The sequence below is a fragment of the Dentiradicibacter hellwigii genome (genome assembly GCF_041770905.1).
Taxonomy (GTDB): domain Bacteria; phylum Pseudomonadota; class Gammaproteobacteria; order Burkholderiales; family Rhodocyclaceae; genus Propionivibrio; species Propionivibrio hellwigii.
Map to the genome: position 1 here is coordinate 25,075 of NZ_JBEUWX010000001.1, position 19,314 is coordinate 44,388.

At 60.7% G+C, this 19,314-nt stretch carries 21 protein-coding genes and 2 tRNA genes; 16 read left to right on the forward strand and 7 right to left on the reverse strand.

Going from position 1 to position 19,314, the window contains the following annotated elements; genetic code table 11:
• Positions 1 to 23: 23 nt before the first annotated feature.
• The 4 genes from lptA to ABCS64_RS00235 are packed head-to-tail and all read right to left on the reverse strand — an operon-like array spanning position 24 to position 2,753.
• Positions 24 to 638 carry a lipopolysaccharide transport periplasmic protein LptA gene (lptA, locus tag ABCS64_RS00220; protein WP_418889938.1) on the reverse strand — a complete coding sequence of 205 codons (615 nt, stop codon included), beginning with the start codon at positions 636 to 638 and terminating at the stop codon, positions 24 to 26.
• Positions 635 to 1,222, reverse strand: a complete 588-nt coding sequence (gene lptC, locus ABCS64_RS00225) for an LPS export ABC transporter periplasmic protein LptC (protein WP_418889939.1) — start codon at positions 1,220 to 1,222, stop codon at positions 635 to 637. The genes lptA and lptC overlap by 4 nt, the downstream gene beginning before the upstream one ends.
• Complete coding sequence (locus ABCS64_RS00230) at positions 1,219 to 1,764, reverse strand: KdsC family phosphatase (RefSeq protein ID WP_418889940.1); 546 nt, start codon at positions 1,762 to 1,764, stop codon at positions 1,219 to 1,221. Before ABCS64_RS00230 ends, lptC begins: the two co-directional genes overlap by 4 nt.
• On the reverse strand, positions 1,761 to 2,753 hold the full coding sequence (locus ABCS64_RS00235; RefSeq protein WP_418889941.1) for a KpsF/GutQ family sugar-phosphate isomerase: 993 nt from the start codon (positions 2,751 to 2,753) through the stop codon (positions 1,761 to 1,763). The genes ABCS64_RS00230 and ABCS64_RS00235 overlap by 4 nt, the downstream gene beginning before the upstream one ends.
• Before the next feature lie 311 nt (positions 2,754 to 3,064).
• On the opposite strand from ABCS64_RS00235, the gene dacB reads away from it, so the two are divergent.
• The 5 genes from dacB (at position 3,065) to ruvB (ending at position 8,262) form a co-directional block, all read left to right on the forward strand.
• Positions 3,065 to 4,519 carry a D-alanyl-D-alanine carboxypeptidase/D-alanyl-D-alanine endopeptidase gene (gene dacB / locus ABCS64_RS00240; RefSeq protein ID WP_418889942.1) on the forward strand — a complete coding sequence of 485 codons (1,455 nt, stop codon included), beginning with the start codon at positions 3,065 to 3,067 and terminating at the stop codon, positions 4,517 to 4,519.
• Between the two features lie 369 nt (positions 4,520 to 4,888).
• Entirely contained in the window at positions 4,889 to 5,509 is a 621-nt protein-coding gene (ruvC, locus tag ABCS64_RS00245; protein WP_418890283.1) for a crossover junction endodeoxyribonuclease RuvC, read from the forward strand.
• 4 nt (positions 5,510 to 5,513) lie between these two features.
• Entirely contained in the window at positions 5,514 to 6,089 is a 576-nt protein-coding gene (gene ruvA, locus ABCS64_RS00250; RefSeq protein WP_418889943.1) for a Holliday junction branch migration protein RuvA, read from the forward strand.
• Between the two features lie 2 nt (positions 6,090 to 6,091).
• Positions 6,092 to 7,195: an AI-2E family transporter gene (locus tag ABCS64_RS00255; protein WP_418889944.1), complete on the forward strand. Its 1,104-nt coding sequence runs from the start codon at positions 6,092 to 6,094 to the stop codon at positions 7,193 to 7,195.
• Positions 7,192 to 8,262 carry a Holliday junction branch migration DNA helicase RuvB gene (ruvB, locus tag ABCS64_RS00260; protein WP_418889945.1) on the forward strand — a complete coding sequence of 357 codons (1,071 nt, stop codon included), beginning with the start codon at positions 7,192 to 7,194 and terminating at the stop codon, positions 8,260 to 8,262. Before ABCS64_RS00255 ends, ruvB begins: the two co-directional genes overlap by 4 nt.
• A 452-nt stretch (positions 8,263 to 8,714) precedes the next feature.
• On the opposite strand, the gene ABCS64_RS00265 is transcribed toward ruvB, so the two are convergent.
• From ABCS64_RS00265 to ABCS64_RS00275, 3 genes are read right to left on the reverse strand one after another with little or no spacing between them, the layout of a single operon-like run.
• The gene (locus ABCS64_RS00265) at positions 8,715 to 9,509 is read right to left on the reverse strand and encodes a gamma-glutamyl-gamma-aminobutyrate hydrolase family protein (RefSeq protein WP_418889946.1); all 795 of its coding nucleotides are present in this window, start codon (positions 9,507 to 9,509) and stop codon (positions 8,715 to 8,717) included.
• A gap of 2 nt (positions 9,510 to 9,511) precedes the next feature.
• Positions 9,512 to 10,648, reverse strand: coding sequence for a YbdK family carboxylate-amine ligase (locus ABCS64_RS00270; RefSeq protein ID WP_418889947.1), 1,137 nt, complete (start codon positions 10,646 to 10,648; stop codon positions 9,512 to 9,514).
• 1 nt (position 10,649) lies between these two features.
• A complete protein-coding gene (locus ABCS64_RS00275) occupies positions 10,650 to 11,873 on the reverse strand; it encodes a cation:proton antiporter (RefSeq protein WP_418889948.1) in 1,224 nt (407 codons plus the stop codon).
• A 277-nt stretch (positions 11,874 to 12,150) separates the two neighbouring features.
• On the opposite strand from ABCS64_RS00275, the gene ybgC reads away from it, so the two are divergent.
• The 11 genes from ybgC to ABCS64_RS00330 all read left to right on the forward strand — a co-directional run bounded on the left by ybgC (position 12,151) and on the right by ABCS64_RS00330 (position 19,249).
• Positions 12,151 to 12,588 carry a tol-pal system-associated acyl-CoA thioesterase gene (gene ybgC, locus ABCS64_RS00280; RefSeq protein ID WP_418889949.1) on the forward strand — a complete coding sequence of 146 codons (438 nt, stop codon included), beginning with the start codon at positions 12,151 to 12,153 and terminating at the stop codon, positions 12,586 to 12,588.
• Entirely contained in the window at positions 12,585 to 13,262 is a 678-nt protein-coding gene (tolQ, locus tag ABCS64_RS00285) for a protein TolQ (protein WP_418889950.1), read from the forward strand. The genes ybgC and tolQ overlap by 4 nt, the downstream gene beginning before the upstream one ends.
• 12 nt (positions 13,263 to 13,274) lie before the next feature.
• Positions 13,275 to 13,679 (forward strand): protein TolR, encoded by a 405-nt coding sequence (tolR, locus tag ABCS64_RS00290; RefSeq protein WP_418889951.1) that lies wholly within the window; start codon positions 13,275 to 13,277, stop codon positions 13,677 to 13,679.
• A gap of 101 nt (positions 13,680 to 13,780) precedes the next feature.
• Positions 13,781 to 14,617, forward strand: coding sequence for an energy transducer TonB (locus tag ABCS64_RS00295; protein ID WP_418889952.1), 837 nt, complete (start codon positions 13,781 to 13,783; stop codon positions 14,615 to 14,617).
• Between the two features lie 144 nt (positions 14,618 to 14,761).
• Positions 14,762 to 16,057 carry a Tol-Pal system beta propeller repeat protein TolB gene (gene tolB / locus ABCS64_RS00300; protein ID WP_418889953.1) on the forward strand — a complete coding sequence of 432 codons (1,296 nt, stop codon included), beginning with the start codon at positions 14,762 to 14,764 and terminating at the stop codon, positions 16,055 to 16,057.
• Positions 16,058 to 16,097: 40 nt separating this feature from the next.
• Positions 16,098 to 16,616, forward strand: a complete 519-nt coding sequence (pal, locus tag ABCS64_RS00305; protein WP_418889954.1) for a peptidoglycan-associated lipoprotein Pal — start codon at positions 16,098 to 16,100, stop codon at positions 16,614 to 16,616.
• A gap of 46 nt (positions 16,617 to 16,662) precedes the next feature.
• Positions 16,663 to 17,466: a tol-pal system protein YbgF gene (gene ybgF, locus ABCS64_RS00310; RefSeq protein ID WP_418889955.1), complete on the forward strand. Its 804-nt coding sequence runs from the start codon at positions 16,663 to 16,665 to the stop codon at positions 17,464 to 17,466.
• A gap of 14 nt (positions 17,467 to 17,480) precedes the next feature.
• Positions 17,481 to 18,137, forward strand: coding sequence for a 7-carboxy-7-deazaguanine synthase QueE (gene queE, locus ABCS64_RS00315; RefSeq protein ID WP_418889956.1), 657 nt, complete (start codon positions 17,481 to 17,483; stop codon positions 18,135 to 18,137).
• 66 nt (positions 18,138 to 18,203) lie between these two features.
• A complete protein-coding gene (gene queC, locus ABCS64_RS00320; RefSeq protein WP_418889957.1) occupies positions 18,204 to 18,893 on the forward strand; it encodes a 7-cyano-7-deazaguanine synthase QueC in 690 nt (229 codons plus the stop codon).
• Positions 18,894 to 19,040: 147 nt separating this feature from the next.
• A tRNA-Lys gene (locus ABCS64_RS00325) sits at positions 19,041 to 19,116 on the forward strand.
• A 57-nt stretch (positions 19,117 to 19,173) separates the two neighbouring features.
• Positions 19,174 to 19,249 (forward strand) — tRNA-Lys (locus ABCS64_RS00330).
• The last annotated feature ends 65 nt before the right edge of the window (positions 19,250 to 19,314 follow it).

Genomic DNA, 19,314 nt, shown 5'->3' on the forward strand with positions numbered 1-19,314 from the left:
GCGGCGCCGTGGCGCGGCGCCGATTACTGCTCCGGCGCGTTGACGTTTGCCGCAGGTTGCAGCGTCAGAGGTGCGCTGCTGTCGGGCGCGGGGGCGCTGTCCTTTTTCTTGGGCTGGATGATGGCGCGTACGCGCGCTTGTTTTTCACCGACCGCCGTCTTGGTTTCGCCTGCGCTATTGGTGGCGAGATACTGCTCGGTCAGCGCGTTATAGGATATGTACTGGCCGCGGACTTCGTCCGCGCCGCTCTTGACCCAGGCGCGGGAGAACAGCTCGGTTTTTTCCTCGCGCGCGTGATAGACGATACGTTCACCCTGCCCTTCAAAATACTCGTCTTTGCCTTCGCGTTTTTGCCGGAAGTAGGACAGCCCTTTTTCACCGCCCGTTGCCACGCCGGTCTGGAAGCCGTCAGCGTCCTGCGTGACGACTAGTTTGCCTGTGCGCAACATGATGGTGCCTTGTGTCAGCACAACGTTGCCCTCGAAAATCTGAACTTTGTTGATCTCGTCGGCGCTGGCGCGGTCGGCAATGATGTTGATCGGCTTCTCGCGATCGCCTTTTTCCGCTTGCGCTGTGCAGGTCAGGACAACCAGCAGGCTGGCGGTCAACAAGCGGATTGGCTGTGCAGGCAGTTTCATGGTGTTTTCTTTCTGGCGCGCGGGCTTTCCAGCATCGCGCGTACCCGTGATTCGATGCGGTAGGTTTCGGCGCGCATGTCCATTTGCAGGCCAATCCCCTTGGCCCAGGACGTACCCTGGGTTACCAGCACCGGCGATTTTGTAAAGGCCTTGTCGGCATCGGGAAGCACGGTCAGCGCCGGTGTTGCGCCGGTCAGTGCCTTGTGTTTTGGGGACGCGGCGCGCCGGATGATGACATTACCGTTAAGGTCGATGCGTTCGTTATCCTCACTGACGTGCGCCGTATCGGCCGTCACCGTTACCTGCGCCCCTCTGCCAGCATGGACGAGGTTCGGTTTGCTCACGTCCAGCGTATCGTTGTCCGGATAGTGCGTGACGGTGTCAGCCTTGAGCGTATATTCCAGACGGCCGCTCTCGCCGATCTTGCGCAGCGTGGCGTCATACATGATGTAGTCCGGGTCGTGCCGGTTCTTGCCGTCGTTGCGCGTCTCCGGCTGGTCGGTAACGTAGCGCAGCCAGTAAGTCAGGCTGGTCAGCGTCAGCAACAACACCAGGGGAAAGAGGGCGCTGGACCAGTGCTTCATTGCCCGTCTGCCGGCAGGTAAGGCGCCAGCGCTGCACCCAACTTGCCTTGCGCATCGAGAATCAGCTCGCAGACTTCACGTACTGCCCCCTTGCCGCCCGGCTTGCTCGCAACGAAGCGGGCGTACTTCTTTGCCAGAAAATGCGCATCGGCCGGCGCGGCGGAAAAACCACAGGCATTCATGATGCGGATATCGACGATGTCATCGCCCATATAACCGGCGTCCTCCGGGCGGAGATTGAGTTTGGCCAGCAGTTCGTGCAGGGCCGCCAGTTTGTCGCCAATGCCCTGATAGAGCAGGTCGATGCCCAGGTTTTGCATACGCAGCTCGACGCAGCGCGCCTTGCGGCCGGTGATGACGGCGACGGTCAGTCCCGCGCGTTGCAGCATGTTCATGCCTAACCCGTCGAGACTGTTAAAGGCCTTCATTTCAACGCCTTCATCGGTGTAGAACAGCGAGCCTTCAGAAAGTACGCCGTCAACATCGAAAGCCATCAGCTTCAGGCATCCCGCACGCACGCGGGCGTCATCGGAATAATTCATATCGCCTTGGTTCGGAAAAGATCGTGCATGTTCAGCGCACCGACGAGGCAACCGTGCTCGTCCGCCACCGGCAGCTGATTGATACGGTGACGCTCCATCATCTCGACAGCCTCATCGACCAGTTTCTCGGGCCGGATTGTGCGCGGGTGGAGCGTCATCACATCACTGACGCGCAGGTGTGTCAGGTCGTCATGCTTGAGCAGGGCGCGGCGCAGGTCGCCGTCAGTAAAAATGCCGAGGATCTGACGTTGTGGCGAGACAATGACCGTCATGCCGATCGTACCGCGCGCAATTTCGCGGATCGCCTCGGTGAGGCTGGCCTCCGGCACGCTGGTCGGCATGGCTTCGCCTGTGCGCATAACTTCGCGCACCCGCATCAGCGGGCGGCGGCGGCCAAGCGCGCCACCGGGGTGTGAACGGGCAAAATCCTCGGCGCTGAAGCCGCGCGCATCAAGCAGGGCTATGGCCAGCGCATCGCCGAGCGCCAGGGCCGCCGTCGTGCTGGCGGTAGGCGCCAGATTAAGCGGGCAGGCTTCCTGTGCGACGCCGGCATTGAGATGCACGTCGGCATCGCGCGCCAGCGTCGACGCGGGATTGCCGGTCATGGCGATCAAACGCGCGCCCTGGCGTTTGATCCAGGGCAGCAGATTGAGCAGCTCCTCGCTTTCGCCGGAGTTGGAAATGGCGAGCACGACATCGGCGGCAGTAATCATCCCCAAGTCACCATGCCCCGCCTCGGCGGGGTGGACAAAGAACGCCGGCGTACCCGTGCTGGCCAGCGTCGCCGCGATCTTGCGGCCGATGTGGCCCGACTTGCCCATACCGCTGACGATGACCCGTCCCGCACTGGTGAAAATCAGGTCGAGTGCGCGCCGAAAAGAATCATCCAGCCGGTCGATCAGTGCGAGCACGGCTTCACCTTCGATGCGCAGCACGCGCTCGGCGAGCTTGAGCGCCGGGTCAGAAAAAGGGGGAGGTGTCTGAGTCATGAAATTTGGCCAAAAATAATCGGCAAAGTATAGCAGAAGCCCGCAGCCGCCCAATGCGTTCGGCCGGTGTGAATAGAAAACTGCCGGTGCCTGACCACGCTGTATTTTGCGAGCATCGTGCGCTTGATGAAAAACCGTCGGCAAATGGCAAATGACGGTTGCTGCGAGCGGCGGTGCCCATTGCGTGCAAGGAGGGGAAGGGCGTCGTATTGTCTGATTCCATGTCAGGTAGGCAGGTAGGTAGGGGAAAGCCATGCCTTAAAATCCGTTTTTTAGGTTGAGCTTCACAAGGAGCCGCGATGGGAGACGCGATGTTTTTTTTGTTTGCATTTCAGCGCCGCAGCGGGCGTGGCGCCGGCGTGCCGGTTTTTTTCCGTTTGCGGGCGGCGTTTGGATGCGCGCTGTGCCTGCTGGCGCTGATGCTCGCGCCACCACTGCGCGCCGCAGAGTCACCGACGTTGCCAGCGGAAGTGCTCGCCGCCCTCAAGAGCGCCGGCATTTCGCCGCGTCATGTAGGCGTCGTCGTGCAGCGCGTCGATAGCGCCCAGCCGCTGATTCGCCACAATGCCGACCAGGCGATGAACCCAGCCTCGGTGATGAAGCTGGTCACGACGTATGCGGCGCTCGAGCTGCTGGGGCCGTCGTATGTCTGGAAAACGGAAGCGCTGGAGGATGCCGCCGGCAATCTCTACCTGCGCGGTAGCGGTGATCCGCGTTTGGCGCTCGAACAGTTCTGGCTGCTCCTGCGGCAGTTGCGCGCACGCGGGGTCGGCGAAATTACCGGGGATCTGGTCCTCGACCGCAGCGCGTTTGCCCTGCCGCCGCACGATCCGGCGGCCTTCGACGGCGAGCCGCTGCGTCCTTACAATGTCGGCCCCGATGCGCTGCTCATCAATTTCAGGAGCTTGCACCTGACGCTGCGGCCGGATACGGGCGGGGGCGGGGTGCTCGTCCTGCCCGAGACGCCGAGCGCAGGTCTTCAGATCGTCAATCACCTGCGCCTTGCCGAGGGTGCGTGCGGTGACTGGCGTGAAAATCTCCAAATCTCGCTTGATGCGCCTGCGACAATCGGCCTGGCCGGGCGTTATGCCGCATCCTGTGGCGACAAGGCGCTGTTTCTCGCGCCCTGGACGGCGGATGTGCAGGCAGAAGGGCTGTTCCGCGCGCTCTGGCGCGAGCTGGGCGGCACGTTGCGCGGCAGGGTGCGCGCCGCGGCCACGCCGTCGTCGGCGGTGCTGATTGCCGCGCATGAGTCGCCTTCGCTCGCCGAAATCGTCCGTGACGTCAATAAATACAGCAACAACGTGATGGCGCGACAGGTTTTTTTGACGCTGGATGCGGTGCGCCCGGCGACACCGGAGGGCGCGCGGCAGCAGGTGATGCGCTGGCTGGGCGGCAAGGGGTTGAACGTATCCGGCATCATGCTTGATAACGGCTCCGGGCTGTCACGCGACGAGCGGATTTCCGCCGATGCGCTGGGCCAGCTACTGCGGGCGGCCTGGCAGAGTCCGGTGATGCCGGAACTGATGGCGTCCCTGCCGATCCTGGGCGTCGATGGTACGCTGAAAAAGCGTATGAACGGCAGTGAACAAAGCGGTCGCGGTCACCTGAAAACCGGCTATCTGGAAGGGGTGCGCGCATTGGCGGGTTATGTGCTCGACAGCCAGAATCGCCGCTGGATTCTGGTTTTCCTCATCAACGATGCGAAATCCATGGCCGGCAAACCGGCCATGGACGCGATGCTGCGCTGGATTGCGGCGCAATGAACGGACGCGGCCCCGGCCGGGCGATGCGGGATGGCCGCTGCCCAGCGGGCGTGGTATGTCGGCGCACGGTCAGGGGCGCGGGAATCGTAGGCGGAGTGGCGGCCCGGGTGGCCGACCCGGATAATGACCGGATCGGGCGCTCGACCAAGGCTGGGCCGGGGTGCATTGCGCGCCGGACGGAAAGCTGCGCGGCGCGTTTGGCGATATACTGATCGCCGCGCCGGTTCCCGCCATTTTCACCATTTCCACCATTCCCACTGCCTCTGCCGCACGCGCTATTCCCATTACTCTCCCTATTTTCCTGACGATCATTCCGCCGCCTTGAATCCGAGCCACCAGAATATCGCCGCCGATTTTTCCGCCCCGGCGATGCCCGTTGCCGATGTCCCTCAAGCCGCCAAGCCCGTGCGCGCCTTGCGCATTCTGGGGATCGATCCGGGCCTGCGCGCAACCGGCTTCGGCGTGATCGAAAAGGCCGGCAGCCGGCTGGCGTATGTGGCCAGCGGCTGTATCCGTACAGATGCCGGCGCTTCGCTGCCCGAACGTCTGGGAACGATTCACGCCGGCGTGCGTGAATTGGTGGCGCTGTACCGGCCGGATCAGTCGGTGGTTGAAATTGTCTTCGTCAACGCCAACCCGCAATCGACGCTGCTGCTCGGGCAGGCGCGCGGTGCGGCAATTTCCGCCTTGGTGGCGGGCGGCGTCGAGGTGAGTGAGTACACGGCTTTGCAGGTCAAGCAGGCCGTGGTTGGGCACGGCAAGGCGGCCAAGGAACAGGTGCAGCATATGGTGCGCCGGTTGCTCGCTTTGTCCGGCGCCCCCGGCGCGGATGCCGCCGACGCGCTGGCGTGCGCGGTGGCCCATGCGCATGGCGGGCAGGGGCTGGGGACTTCGGGGGCGCTGGCAGGCAGAAAACTGCACGTGCGCAATGGGCGTATCGCGCCTGCGGACTCGCATCGTGAAATAGGGAAACAGGGAAACCGGAGGTGAAACGATGATCGGCCGTCTGACGGGCATCCTGATCGAAAAAAATCCGCCGCAATTATTGATTGAGGTGCAAGGCGTCGGTTATGAGGTCGATGTGCCGATGAGCACTTTCTACAATCTGCCGGCGATTGGTGAGCGGACGACGCTCCTGACGCATTTTGCCGTGCGCGAGGACGGGCATTTCCTCTACGGCTTTGCCAGTGAGGGCGAGCGTTTCGCCTTCCGGCAGCTGATCCGGATTTCCGGCGTCGGCGCGCGTACGGCGCTCGCCGTGCTGTCCGGCCTGTCTGTTGCCGATCTGGCGCAGGCTGTGGCGCATCAGGAAAGCGGCCGCCTGGTCAAGGTGCCGGGGATCGGCAAAAAAACCGCCGAACGTTTGCTGCTCGAACTCAAGGGCAAGCTGGCCGACGCCCTGCCCGTGACCTCGCGCGCGGTGGGCGACAGCCGCAGCGACATCCTCAATGCCCTGCTGGCGCTGGGGTACAATGAACGCGAGGCGCTGGCGGCGATGAAACAGTTGCCTGCGGAAACCGGCACGTCGGATGGTATCCGGCAGGCACTCAAATTACTCTCGAAGGTGTAGCGTTGCTCTCGAATCACAAACATACCTTGCAGTTGGCCATCATCGCATTGTTGCTGGGTGGCTGCGTCGCTGTACTGATGCCGTTTATCGGCACGCTGCTGTCGGCCATCGTCATCTGCATCGCCAGCGCGCCGCTGCGCACGCGGCTGCTGCGCGTGTGCCGGGGACGCCGCACGGTAACCGCAACCGTGCTCTGCCTGCTGCTGGTCGTGCTGTTCGTGCTGCCGGTGGCGCTGTTATCCGGATCGCTGGCCAATGTGGTGGACATGGTCATCGGTTATGTCAAGCCGCATCTTGAATCCGGCCTGCCCGCCGATCTGCCGGGATGGCTGCGTAATTTGCCGATGGTCGGCGCCAGCTTGGATGAATACTGGCACCAGCTGCTCGCCAGCCGCGAGGAAATGAATGAGCTGCTGCGCCAGCTGATTGCGCCGGCGCGCAAATTCGCCTTGGCGGCCGTGTCCGTTTTCGGCCAGGGACTGTTTCAGTTGGTGCTGGTGATTTTCTTTGCTTTTTTCATTTTCCGTGACGCTGAAGCCTATGCGAACGCCGTGCGCCTGGCCAGCCGGAAACTGGCTGGTGATCTGGGCGAGCGCATGTTCCAGATGACCGGCAACACTGTCACCGGCGTCATGGTCGGCATTGTCGGCACGGCGGCGGCGCAGGCGCTGGTTGCCATCATCGGCTTTTTCATCGCCGGCGTTCCCACTGTCATTCTGCTCGGCGTCGCCACATTCTTTTTCTCGATGGTGCCGGTCGTCGGCGCCACCATCGTCTGGCTGCCGGCTGCTGCCTGGCTGTACGATACCGGGCAGACGGGATGGGCGATTTTCCTGCTGTTCTGGGGCATGTTCGGCATCAGCGGCGTCGATAATTTCATCAAGCCTATTCTGATTTCGCGCACAGCCAGTCTGCCGCTTCTGCTGATCGTCGTCGGCGTCTTTGGCGGCGTGCTCGTCTTCGGGTTTATCGGCCTGTTTCTCGGCCCAACCTTGCTGGCGCTTGGGCAGATGCTGATCCGTGAGTGGCTGGAATATCCGGGTGATGGTACGTCGCCAGCGCCGGATGAGCGTGCACCCGCCCAGCCCGAAGGCAGCGCGCCATGATCGAGACCGACCGCCTGACGGCAGCGGGCGATGCTTCCGACCGGCTGATTTCCGCCGCCACGCAGTCCGCGCAGGAAGAGGCGATCGAGCGCGCCTTGCGCCCGAAACGCCTGGCGGAGTACGTCGGGCAGGCGAAAATCCGCGAGCAGCTGTCCATTTTCATCGAAGCGGCGCGCCGCCGCCGCGATGCGCTCGACCACGTGCTGCTGTTCGGGCCGCCGGGGCTGGGCAAAACGACGCTGGCGCACATCATTGCCGCCGAAATGGGCGTCGGCCTGCGCCAGACCTCCGGGCCGGTGCTGGAGCGCGCCGGCGATCTGGCCGCCATGCTGACCAACCTTGAGCCGCACGATGTGCTGTTCATTGATGAAATTCACCGGCTCTCGCCGGTGGTCGAGGAGATTCTTTATCCGGCGCTCGAAGACTTTCAGATCGACATCATGATTGGCGAAGGGCCGGCCGCCCGTTCGGTCAAACTCGATTTGCCGCCGTTTACGCTGGTCGGCGCAACGACGCGCGCCGGTATGCTGACCAACCCGCTGCGCGACCGTTTTGGCATCGTTGCCCGGTTGGAGTTTTATACGCCGGAGGATCTGACGCATATCGTCACGCGCTCGGCGCAATTGCTGGGCGTACAGGCCGGCCATGAAGGCGCGCTGGAAATCGCGCGCCGTTCGCGCGGCACGCCGCGTATTGCGAACCGCTTGCTGCGCCGCGTGCGTGATTTTGCCGAGGTCAAGGCGGCCGGCCACATTGATCGGGAGGTGGCGGATCAGGCCTTGCGCATGCTCGATGTCGATCACGGCGGCCTGGATCTCATGGACCGCAAGCTGCTCTCCGCCGTCATCGATAAATTTGGCGGCGGGCCGGTTGGTGTCGACAATCTGGCCGCTGCCATCGGGGAGGCGCGCGACACGATCGAGGATGTTCTCGAACCCTATCTCATCCAGCAAGGCTTTCTGCAACGCACGCCGCGCGGCCGTATTGCGACGCCCTCGGTTTACCGTCACCTTGGCCTCGACGCGCCGGCATCCGGCGGGCAGCAGGCGCTGTGGCAAACGCCCTGAGCAGTTGCCCGGAGATCCTTATCCGCGGGCATTTCAGAGGGTGTCCGCCAGCCCGCGCCAGTCAGGCATCGCCAGGCCACAGCCCGGTAGCCCTTGTCAATTGGGCGTCTCCAGAGGGGGTGCCTGGGAATCCTTTATCTACGCGGGTTTCCAGGGTGTGTGCCCGGAAACGCCCTATTTACGCGGGCTTCAGAGGGGCGGGAAATGTCCGGTGTCGATTCAGCCGCCCTGAACAGTTACCCGGAGATCTTTTATCCCCGGGCGTTTCAGAGGGTGTCCGCCAGCCCGCGCCAGTCGGGCATCGCCAGGCCACTGCCCGGTAGCCCTTGTCAATCGGGCATTTCCAGAGGGGGTGCCCGGAAATCCTTTATCCACGCAGGTTTCCAGGGTGGGTGCCCGGAAACGCCCTATTTACGCGGGCTTCAGAGGAGGCGGAAATACTTGGCGTCGATTCAGCCGCCCTGTTCCTGTAGCCGCGCTCTGGCGGCGACGAGGAATTCTTCGACGATCGGCCCGCTGTCGAGCAGGCCACCGCCTGGCACATGAAACTCCGGGTGCCATTGCACGCCGGCCAGGTAATAGCGGCCGACGTGACGGATTGCCTCGACGATGCCGTCCTGCGGTGAGATGGCTTCGACGACGAGGTCACTGCCCAGTTTGTCCACGCACTGGTGGTGGATGCTGTTGACGAGCGCTTCTTCCTGCGCCGGATAAATGGCCGCCAGGCCGCTGCCGGGAAGGATGCGGATGCTGTGGCGATGCGCATCGTAGAGCGCCTCGTTGCGGTGCGCGATGGCGTTGGGAATATGTGCGGCGATGTCCTGGCAGAGCGTGCCGCCCATGGCGACATTAATCAGCTGGCAACCGCGGCAGACGCCGAGCACCGGCTTGCCCTGCATCATGAATTCCCGGATGAGTTCGATTTCGTACAGGTCGCGGACACGGTCGCCTGCCCAGTCTGGACGTTCGGCGGCCGCGCCATAGCTTTCCGGGCTGACGTCGGCGCCGCCTTGCAGGATCAGACCGTCGAGGGTGTCGACGAAGTCGCGTGCTGAAACGGCCCGCCGCGAGACTTCCGCCTGCTCGCCGAGCGTCGGAATCATGTAGGCCAGCGCATCGTGCGATAGCACCCAGTGCGCGATCGACTGTTCCAGATATTGCAGCGTTTTCCCCGGAAAGCCCAGTTCCGGCGGTGGGTCGTACAGCAGGCGCGCGGAGAGGCCGATGCGTAGCCGACGTTCCGGCACATTCAGTCTCCGCGCCAGCGCAGGCACTGTAGCCGCACGACTTCAGGCAGCAGCGATTCGCGCGCCTGCATTGCGCGGATCCAGTCGGCATCGCCGCCCTGCTGGGCGACGCGGCGCAGGCTGCGAATCATTTCTTCGGCGCGCAGTTCGCCAGCATGATGCTCGATCCGCGCCAGCGTGCCGAGGATTTCATCCTGCAGGGTTCGGCGCTCGTGCGTCTGCGGGTCGACATAGACGCCGTGCAGGCCGAAACGCGCCGCCTGAAAGCGGTTGAAGGTATAGACCATGTAGTCGTCTTCGTCCGGACGGAATGGCCGCTCGGTCAGAAACCAGCGCGAAACGGCCTGGATGAAGGCGGCCAGTTCGGCGGCGCGGGTGATCGTCAACGGGGTATCCATGACGCGCACTTCAATCGTGCCGAATTCCGGTTTCGGCCGGATATCCCAGTAAAAATCCTTCATGCTTTTGACGACGCCGGTATCGGTCATTTTGTCGAAAAACCGTTCAAACTCCACCCAGGTTTCGACGAACGGGATATGCCCGCTCATCGGAAAGGCGGCGACGGAGTTGATGCGCGCCGAACAAAAACCGGTGTCGAATCCCTGCACGTAGGGCGAGGCGGCGGCCAGCACGATGCAATGCGGCACGTAGCGCGATAGGCAATGGCTTAGGCTTAACGCTTCGTCGGGGCCGGCGCAGCCGATGTGCACATGCTGCCCAAAGACGGTGAATTGTTTGGCGAGATAGCCGTAGATTTCGGAGAGGTACTGATAGCGCGGCGCATCCGAAATACGCTGGTTCGCCCAGTGCTGAAAAGGGTGCGTGCCGCCGCCGCAGAGCGCGACGTTGAGACGGTCGGCAGCGGTAACCAGCGCGTCGCGCAAGGTGTGCAGCTGATCGAGCACTTCCGGGTAATCGGTGCATACGCCGGTCGACAGCTCGATCATGCTGGCGGTAATTTCCGGCTTGATGTCGCCGGGCAGCGTTTGCCCTTCAAGGCTGCGCAGCAGGTCGGGCGAAGCGTCGATCAGGTCGTAATCGTGCGTGCTGACGATTTGTAGTTCCAGTTCGACGCCCAGCGTCAGCGAGCGCGAATTGGCGAACGCTTCGAGTCGTTTTTTGGATTCGGCAGGCTCCATATCATCCTCCGGGTTTCCAAGGTTGCCGCGTACTTTGCGCCTCGTCGATCCAGCGCAGGCTGCGTTGCATGAGGATCGGCCCCAGAATTTCCAGGATAAAGATCATGCCCATGACGACAGGTTCGAGTTCGTCGTTGAGCGCGGGAAAAATCTGCCCGATGTCGGCCGCGAGGACGAAAGCCACGCCCGACATCGGCGCCAGGCTGATCCCCAATGCCAGCGACTGGCGCAGCGACAGCCCGCTGGGTTTGCCCGTCAGCAGCACGCCGATTAACTGGGCGCCGCCGCGTGCGGCAATCAGCAGCAGCGCGATCCATACGCCTGTTTGAAGGGAACGCCAGTTGAGCGATGCGCCGATGATGACGAACAGCAAAATGACCATGACCCCGCCGACCGAGCCGAAATGCTGCGGCCAGAGATGCGGCCGCGGGTCGCTGTGCTTAACGATGATGCCGGCCAGCAGCGGCGCTAGCAGCGCGGGCAGCTTGAGGGCTTGCAGCAATGTCATGGCGAGTGCGAGAAAAATGAACAGCATCAGTGCCGACTGCTCGCGCGCCGGGTCGAAACAACGGCGCAGCCAGTAAAAACTTTTGGCGAGCAGGTAGGCGACCAGCAGCGAGCCGGAAAACTGGTAGAGCGGGTGGCAGATGGCGGTGATCCAGTCGTTGCCATAACTGTGGTGGATGAAACCAAGCACGGCGTGGGCCGTCAGCACGGTCAGCGTGACATTGAGGGCGGTCAGCATCAGCAGGCGATTCGTTACCTGGCCGCGCGCCTTGATCTGTCCGATCATCGCCATCACCACGGCGGGCGAGGTCGCCATCCCGACAGTTGCGGCAACCAGGCCGGTTTCCAGGGTGTAGCCGAGATAATGGACGACGAAAAACACGGCGACAAAAGCAAGCAGGGATTCGAGCAGTCCGCTGACCAGCACCAGCGGGTTATGGCGCAGCCAGCGCAGATTGACGCGGATGCCGATTTCGAACAGCAACATGGCGAGCACAAGGTCAATCAGCAGGCGCAGACCGGCGAGTTCGTGCACGCTGATCCAGCCGAGCAGGGCAGGGCCGCAGACGAGGCCGGTCAAGGAATAACCGGTGATGCGCGGCAACGACAGGAAGCGGGCGAACAGTTCCCCGATGATAATGGCGCCCAGAAGCGAGAGCGCGGCGACGGCGAGCGGGTCGATTGCCGGCGGCCAGGCGGGAAATATCTGTGACGGCACAAGATCCCCCTTTCTGTTCTGCGGCAGTCTTGCAGCGAATCCGCAGGATGCGTAAACGATGGCGCAAGCCTAACACAAATCAACAATCGGTCTGTGGCGTATTGCTGCGGCATGAACCACACAGGCGGCAAACAGCAGGACGCTGCGGTGTACGATAAAATCCGCTCCCATGATGTTGTCTGCAGGTGAGAAGCTATTGTCCACACCGCTTCCCGGGCCGCTTTCCCGCTCATGTTCCGCGCCATCTTCTGGTCTGCCCGCTCCGGAGAGGTTCTCCGTGGCGGTTCGTGTGTATTACGAGGATACTGATGCCGGTGGCGTCGTCTATTACGCGAACTACCTGAAGTTTCTTGAGCGTTGCCGTACCGAGTGGCTGCGCGCACTCGGCTACGATCAGAGCGCGCTGCTGCGCGCGCCGGGCATTGCCTTCGTCGTGCGCAGCGTCAGCCTGGATTATCTGAAGCCGGCGCGGCTCGACGATATCCTGTCGGTCGACCTCGCGCTGGAAAAGGTCACGCGCGCCCAGCTGTTCTTGCGCCAGCGCATTCGCCGTATCGACCCGCAGCGTAACCCGGACGATCTGGCCGAAGATTCAAGTGCGTCCGAGGCGTTGTTACTCACCGCCAGAACCCAAGTTGTCTGTGTCAATGCCGCAAAGATGAAGATCATCTCTATCCCCGCGCCGATGCGCGCTCAGTTGGAAGCCTGCCAATGAACGTTTCGCAAGACCTCTCGATTCTCCACCTGATCCTCAATGCCAGTGCCGTCGTTCAGGCGGTTATGCTACTGCTGGCGGGGGTGTCCTTTATTTCCTGGTACTACATTTTCCGCAAATGGTTCGCTGTTAAAAAAGCGCGCGTGCAGACCGAGGAGTTTGAGCGCGATTTCTGGAGCGGCGGCGACCTCAATACCCTGTATCAGAGCGCCATCAATCACCGGCATGACATCGGCAGTATGGAACGCATCTTTGAAGCGGGCTTCCGCGAATTCACCAAGCTCCGGAGTCAGAAAAATCTCGACCCGAAAGATGTGATCGACGGTTCGCGCCGCGCCATGCGCGCCACGTACCAGCGCGAGGTCGACGCGATCGACGCGCATCTGGCTTTTCTCGCTTCGGCGGGGTCGGTCAGCCCTTACGTCGGCCTGTTCGGGACGGTGTGGGGCATCATGCATGCTTTCCGTGGTCTTTCCAATGTCGGACAGGCCACGCTGTCGGCGGTTGCGCCTGGCATTGCCGAAGCGCTTGTGGCGACGGCGATCGGTCTGTTTGCCGCGATTCCGGCCGTGGTCGCTTATAACCGCTTTTCACACGAGATCGATCGCCTGGCGACGCGCTTCGAATCGTTTATGGAAGAGTTTTCCAATATTCTGCAACGGCAGATGCGCTAAGGAGTACACGCGATGCGCGAACGCCGCCTGAAAAATGAAATCAACGTCGTCCCGTATATCGACGTGATGCTTGTATTGCTCGTCATTTTTATGGTGACGGCGCCGATGATGACGACCGCCAGCATCGACGTGCCTTCGGTGGGCAAGGCCGCACAGGCGCCGGATAAAGCCGTGCAGGTAAATATCCGCGAGGATGGCGCCTTGTCGCTGACGTTGCCGGGCAAATCCGAGCAGGCGATGAGCCGCCAGGAGCTGACGCAGGCCATCGTCGCTGTGCAGCGCGATAATCCGGAACAGCCGGTGCTGATCGTCGGTGACAAGCGCGTCAAATACGAAGCCGTGCTCAGCGTGATGGACGAACTGCAACGCCAGCAGGTCAAGCGTGTCGGCCTGCTCGTGCAGCCGACGGGTCAATGATTTTGGCGGGCTACCGCATCGGGTGAAACGCCGTGGATATGTATTTCTCCCGCCCCGAAGAAGAACGTTTCAGCCCGGCAGCGCTGGCGCTGGCCGCGCTTGTGCATCTTCTGCTGGCGGGCGCCCTGTTTTTTGGCGTGCAATGGAAGCGGCAGGCGCCGTCAGCCGTGGCCGTCGAATTGTGGGGCGGTTCTCTGCCGGCCGCTACGTCGGGATCCCGGTCGTCGGTGCCACCTGCGCCAAAACCTGAACCCGTCTCCGAACCGAAGCCGGAACCCAAACCGACGCCGAAGCCGGAACCTAAACCCGAGCCCAGGGTCGAGCCGGTGAAGCCGGATATTGCTGTCAAGGATGAGAAAAAGCCTGTTCCGGAACCGAAGAAACCCGATCCGAAGCCGGAACCCAAGCCAGAACCGAAACCGGAGCCTAAGCCAGAGCCTAAAAAACCTGAGCCGCTGCTGAAACCCCGTAATTTCTCCGATGAACTTGGTCGCGAGCTTAAACAGTCCCAGCAACGGTCGCGGCAGCGTGCTGCCCAGGATGCGCGCGCGGCGGCCAGTGACCGCATTGCGGCTCAGCTTGGCGCTGAGTCGGGCGCTCATGATGGTTCGCCCTCAGGCGGTGCGGCAGGAGGGGCTGCCGGCGGGCGCGGTAACGCACGCGGGATGGCGAGCTATATTGACAAGGTTCGTATTAAAGTCCGCGGCAACATCGTGCTGCCGCCGAATATTTCGGGTAATCCGGAGGCCATTTTTATCGTCAGGCAGTTGCCGAGCGGCGATATTGTTGGTGAGCCGCGCATGGTTCGTTCCAGCGGCCACCGGGCCTACGATGAAGCCATTGTGCGTGCGATCAAAAAATCCTCGCCGCTGCCCAAGCCCGATGATCCAAGCCTGTTCCAGCGCGAACTGGAGCTCAGATTCCGGCCGCTCGATTAGGCTTTGGTCGGCCGTCATGGCTTTGGATCAGGGAGTGTGCGCAAAGATTACGCTTCGTTACGGACATTTGTCATACCAGAAAGCTATAATCGGCCATCTTTTAGTTTTTTTGCACATTATTTCGTATCCTTGACTATGCTTTTGATGCAAAGATTTGGTGCGCGTCTCCGGCGTGCTGCGGCAATGGCGTGTTATGCCGCCGTGTTGTCTTTTCATGTACCGGCTTCGGCGCAGTTAAGTATTGAAATTACCGGCGGCGGCGCCAATAAAATTCCCGTTGCCATTGCCGATTTTGGTGGTGACGCGCGGGCATCGCAAACGCTCACGGGGGTTGTGAGAGCTGATCTGGAACGTTGCGGGTTATTCCAGATGATTAATGCGAGCGGCGTTTCAATGACTGAAACGACACCGCCCAATTTTGCCGACTGGAAAGGCCGTGGTGCGGACGCTTTGGCGGCGGGTAGCATCGGCGGCAGTGCGGATGGCCGTCAGGAGGCGCGCTTCCGCTTGTATGACATCAATAAGGAATCGGCGCTGACCGGCGCAGCGTTTGTCGCTTCGCCATCAATGCTGCGGGCGACCGGCCACCGTATTGCTGATGCCATTTATGAGGCGCTGACGGGCGAACCGGGGTTTTTTGCTACGCGTATTGCTTATGTGGTTAGGAGCGGCAAGCATCGCTACGAGCTGTTCATCGCTGATGTTGACGGGCAGAATGCCCAGGTCGCTCTACGTTCGCGCGAACCGATCATTTCGCCGGTCTGGTCGCCTGATGGTTCACGCTTGGCTTATGTTTCGTTTGAAAATAAGAAGCCGATTATCTACGTGCACTCGCTGGCCAGCGGCCAACGCACAGTCGTTGCCAATTTTAAGGGGTCGAATTCAGCGCCCGCCTGGTCGCCTGACGGTTCGCGTCTGGCGGTCGTGCTTTCCAAGGATGGCGGCTCGCAAATCTTTATGGTCAATGCCAATGGTTCCGGTGTGCGGCGCGTGACTTCCGGGGCCAGCATCAATACCGAGCCGGTATTTTCACCGGATGGGCAGTCGATTTACTTTACCTCCGACCGTGGAGGCAGTCCGCAGATTTACCGTTCCGGCGTCAATGGTGGCGATGCCCAGCGCGTGACTTTTGAAGGCAGTTATAACGTGTCGCCGCGTATTTCGCCGGATGGCAAGACATTGGCCTTTATTTCGCGACGCGATGGCGGCTTCCGTCTTGCCGTCATGGATCTTGCTAGTCGTCAGGTTCAGGTTCTAACCGATTCGCGCAAGGACGAATCGCCGTCTTTTGCGCCCAATAGCCGGATGATTCTAATAGCAACCGAAATGGGAGGACGCGGTGTGTTGTCTGCGGTTTCCATTGATGGTCGGGTCAAACAGCGGCTGTCGATTTCGGCGGGCGATGTGCGTGAACCGGCCTGGGGGCCATTCAATAAATAGGCCTGGATTTGTTTTTTTGACGCAAAGGGAGTACCTCATTATGAAACAACTCGTTATTCCTGCGCTGCTGGCGCTGCTCATTGCTGGTTGCTCATCGACACCTGATGCGGATCAGGCCAATGCGCCGGTCGAAGATGGTCGCGGTAAGGTGGCGACAGTCGAAGCGGGTAATGTCAATGGCTCCAAACTGCCGCGCGAACTGACCGACCCGAAAAGTATTTTGTCGCGACGCAGCATTTTCTTCGACTATGACAGATTCGATGTCAAGGATGAGTACCGTGAATTGGTGACTGCGCATGCTCGCTTCCTGTCCAACAACCGCCAGTTTAAGATGCTCATTCAAGGCAATACCGACGAGCGGGGCAGCCGTGAATACAATCTGGCGCTCGGTCAGAAGCGTGCCGATGCCGTCAAACGGATGCTGGTGATGCTCGGCGTTCGTGAAGATCAAGTCGAATCGGTCAGCCTGGGCGAGGAAAAACCGAGAAGTGAAGGGCACGACGAAGCGGCATGGGCAGAAAACCGCCGTAGCGACATGCTTTATAGCGGTGAGTTCTGAGATGCCGATGCGCCTGCCTCATCCTGATTTGCAGGCAAGACGGCGCATGCGCTCCAGTTTGGCAGGCTGCCTGATGGTGGCCGCCATGCTGGCGCAGCCCGCGTATGCTGGCCTGTTTGATGATGACGAAGCGCGTCGCCAAGTTAAGGATCTGTCAATTCAGACCAATGAGCGCGTCGAAGTCTTGTCCAAGGCACAGATTGAGCTGGCCAACCAGATCCAGATGCTGCGCGAAGAAAACGCTGCTTTGCGCGGGGAAATTGAAACGCTGACGTATGAACTGGATGCGACCAAGAAGCGTCAGCAGGATTTCTATGTCGATCTGGATGGGCGCCTGCGCAAGTTCGAGGGCACGAGTGACGGCGGCGACGCTGGCGCTGTTCCGGGGGCTCCGGGAGAAGAAGAAATTCCTCCTGCGCCGCGTGCCGGTACGCCTGCGGGCGGCGAACGAACAAGAGCGCAGTCTGGGGGGGGCGATCCTATAGCCGAGTCGCGCGAATATGAAGCCGCGCTGAATCATTTCCGTGCCAATAAGGTTAAGGAAGCCGCCAACGCTTTTGAAGCGTTTGGTAAAAAATATCCAGATAGCACCTTAGCGCCGAGCGCGCGTTACTGGCTCGGCAATGCCTACTACACGCTGCATAATTGCCGGAAAGCGATTGAGGTGCATAAGCAGGTTGCCACGAAATGGCCAAAACATGCAAAGGCACCGGATTCATTGCTCGGCGTAGCGACCTGCCAGCAGGAATTGGGTGATACCAAAAGTGCCAGGGCAACGCTTGAAAGCCTCGTTGCCAGATATCCGAGCAGCGCGGCAGCGGGTACGGCCAGACAAAGCCTGAAAAAATAGCCTGGTGCTTTGTAGTGCGGCACAACAAGGCGTTGACGCTGAGGATCAGCGAGATCTTCTATTCTCTGCAAGGGGAAACGACGCGTGTCGGGTTGCCGACAGTTTTTGTGCGTCTGACCGGTTGCCCGCTGCGCTGTTCTTGGTGTGATACCACGTACGCATTTACTGGCGGCAGAACACTCTCGTTGGAAGAAATTCTGGCACAAGTTGCCGCTTATACACCGCGCTACGTGTGCGTGACGGGCGGCGAACCCCTGGCACAAAAGAATTGCCTGAAGCTTCTCACCGCTTTGTGCGATGCCGGTTACGATGTTTCATTAGAAACTTCCGGGGCGTTGCCTGTGGGTGAAGTTGATGCGCGCGTTTCCCGCATCGTCGATCTTAAGCCGCCTTCTTCCGGAGAAAGCACAAAAAATTATTGGGAAAATTTGCGCCTGCTCAGGCAGGACGATGAGCTTAAATTTGTCATTGCCGATCGGGCAGATTACGACTGGATGCGCCGTATCATCGTTGAACACCAGCTTGCCGGCTGTTGCCCCATCCTGCTTTCTCCGGTACAGAATATGCTGTCACCACAAACCCTGGCAGAGTGGATTCTTGCCGACCGGCTACCCGTGCGTTTGCAGGTTCAGCTTCATCGCCTGCTGTGGGGTGAGGCGCCGGGTAAGTAAGAAAATCGCCTGACTCATCACCATACATCGTTACACTTCCCAACCCATTGTCTATTACCAAAACCCATGAATCCATCCATTTCGCCGCCGGCCGTCATCTTGCTTTCCGGCGGCCTTGATTCCGCGACGTCTCTGGCCATTGCCCGAAATCAAGGCTACGACTGTTATTGCCTGTCGCTTGATTATGGTCAGCGGCATCGCGCTGAACTGGAAGCTGCCGGGCGGGTAGCCAAGTATTTTGGCGCACGCGAGCATCGTACCTTGCGGCTCGATCTGGCCAGTTTTGGTGGGTCAGCGCTGACCGACGATGCTATTGCCGTGCCGACGGATGGCGTGCAAGCCGGTATCCCGGTGACTTACGTACCCGCGCGCAACACCATCATGCTCTCGCTGGCGCTGGCCTGGGCCGAAGTGTTGGGTAGCCGGGATATTTTCATTGGGGTCAATGCCGTTGATTATTCCGGCTATCCTGATTGTCGGCCAGAGTTTGTCGAAGCGTTTGAACGCATGGCCAATCTGGCGACCAAGGCCGCCATTGAAGGCGCCAAATTGCATATTCATGCGCCGCTGGTCAATCTTTCAAAGGCGGAAATTATTCGCCGTGGCATCGATCTTGGCGTCGATTATGCGTTGACGGTTTCCTGCTACCAGGCCGATGACGCTGGTCGTGCCTGTGGCCGCTGTGATGCCTGCTGTTTGCGTCATGAGGGTTTTATCGCGGCAGGCGTGGCTGATCCGACAGTCTATCGGGTCTGACGAATCTCTCGGTACAGACCTGTGCCAAAGTGGAAAAAGCATGCCGTTTACCGTGAGTACGCTGGCGAAGTGCTTGGCAGCCGGTACCAATGGCGGCTATCCGTTGACAGAGATAGGCGGAGTCTCTACAATTCCACGCTTGTTTTTGGGTCGGTAGCTCAGGTGGTAGAGCAGCGGACTTTTAATCCGTTGGTCGGGAGTTCGAATCTCCCCCGACCTACCATTAGCCGTCTTTGCGATCCTTCTAAGGATTCTGTCGGTGTAAAATGGCGCAAACAGTGGGGCGTTAGCTCAGTTGGTAGAGCAGCGGACTCTTAATCCGTTTGTCATAGGTTCGATCCCTATACGCCCTACCAGAATTTTTTGTAAAGAATACATAGTTGATTCATTGATCAAAGCTCGCTCCGGCGAGCTTTTTCTT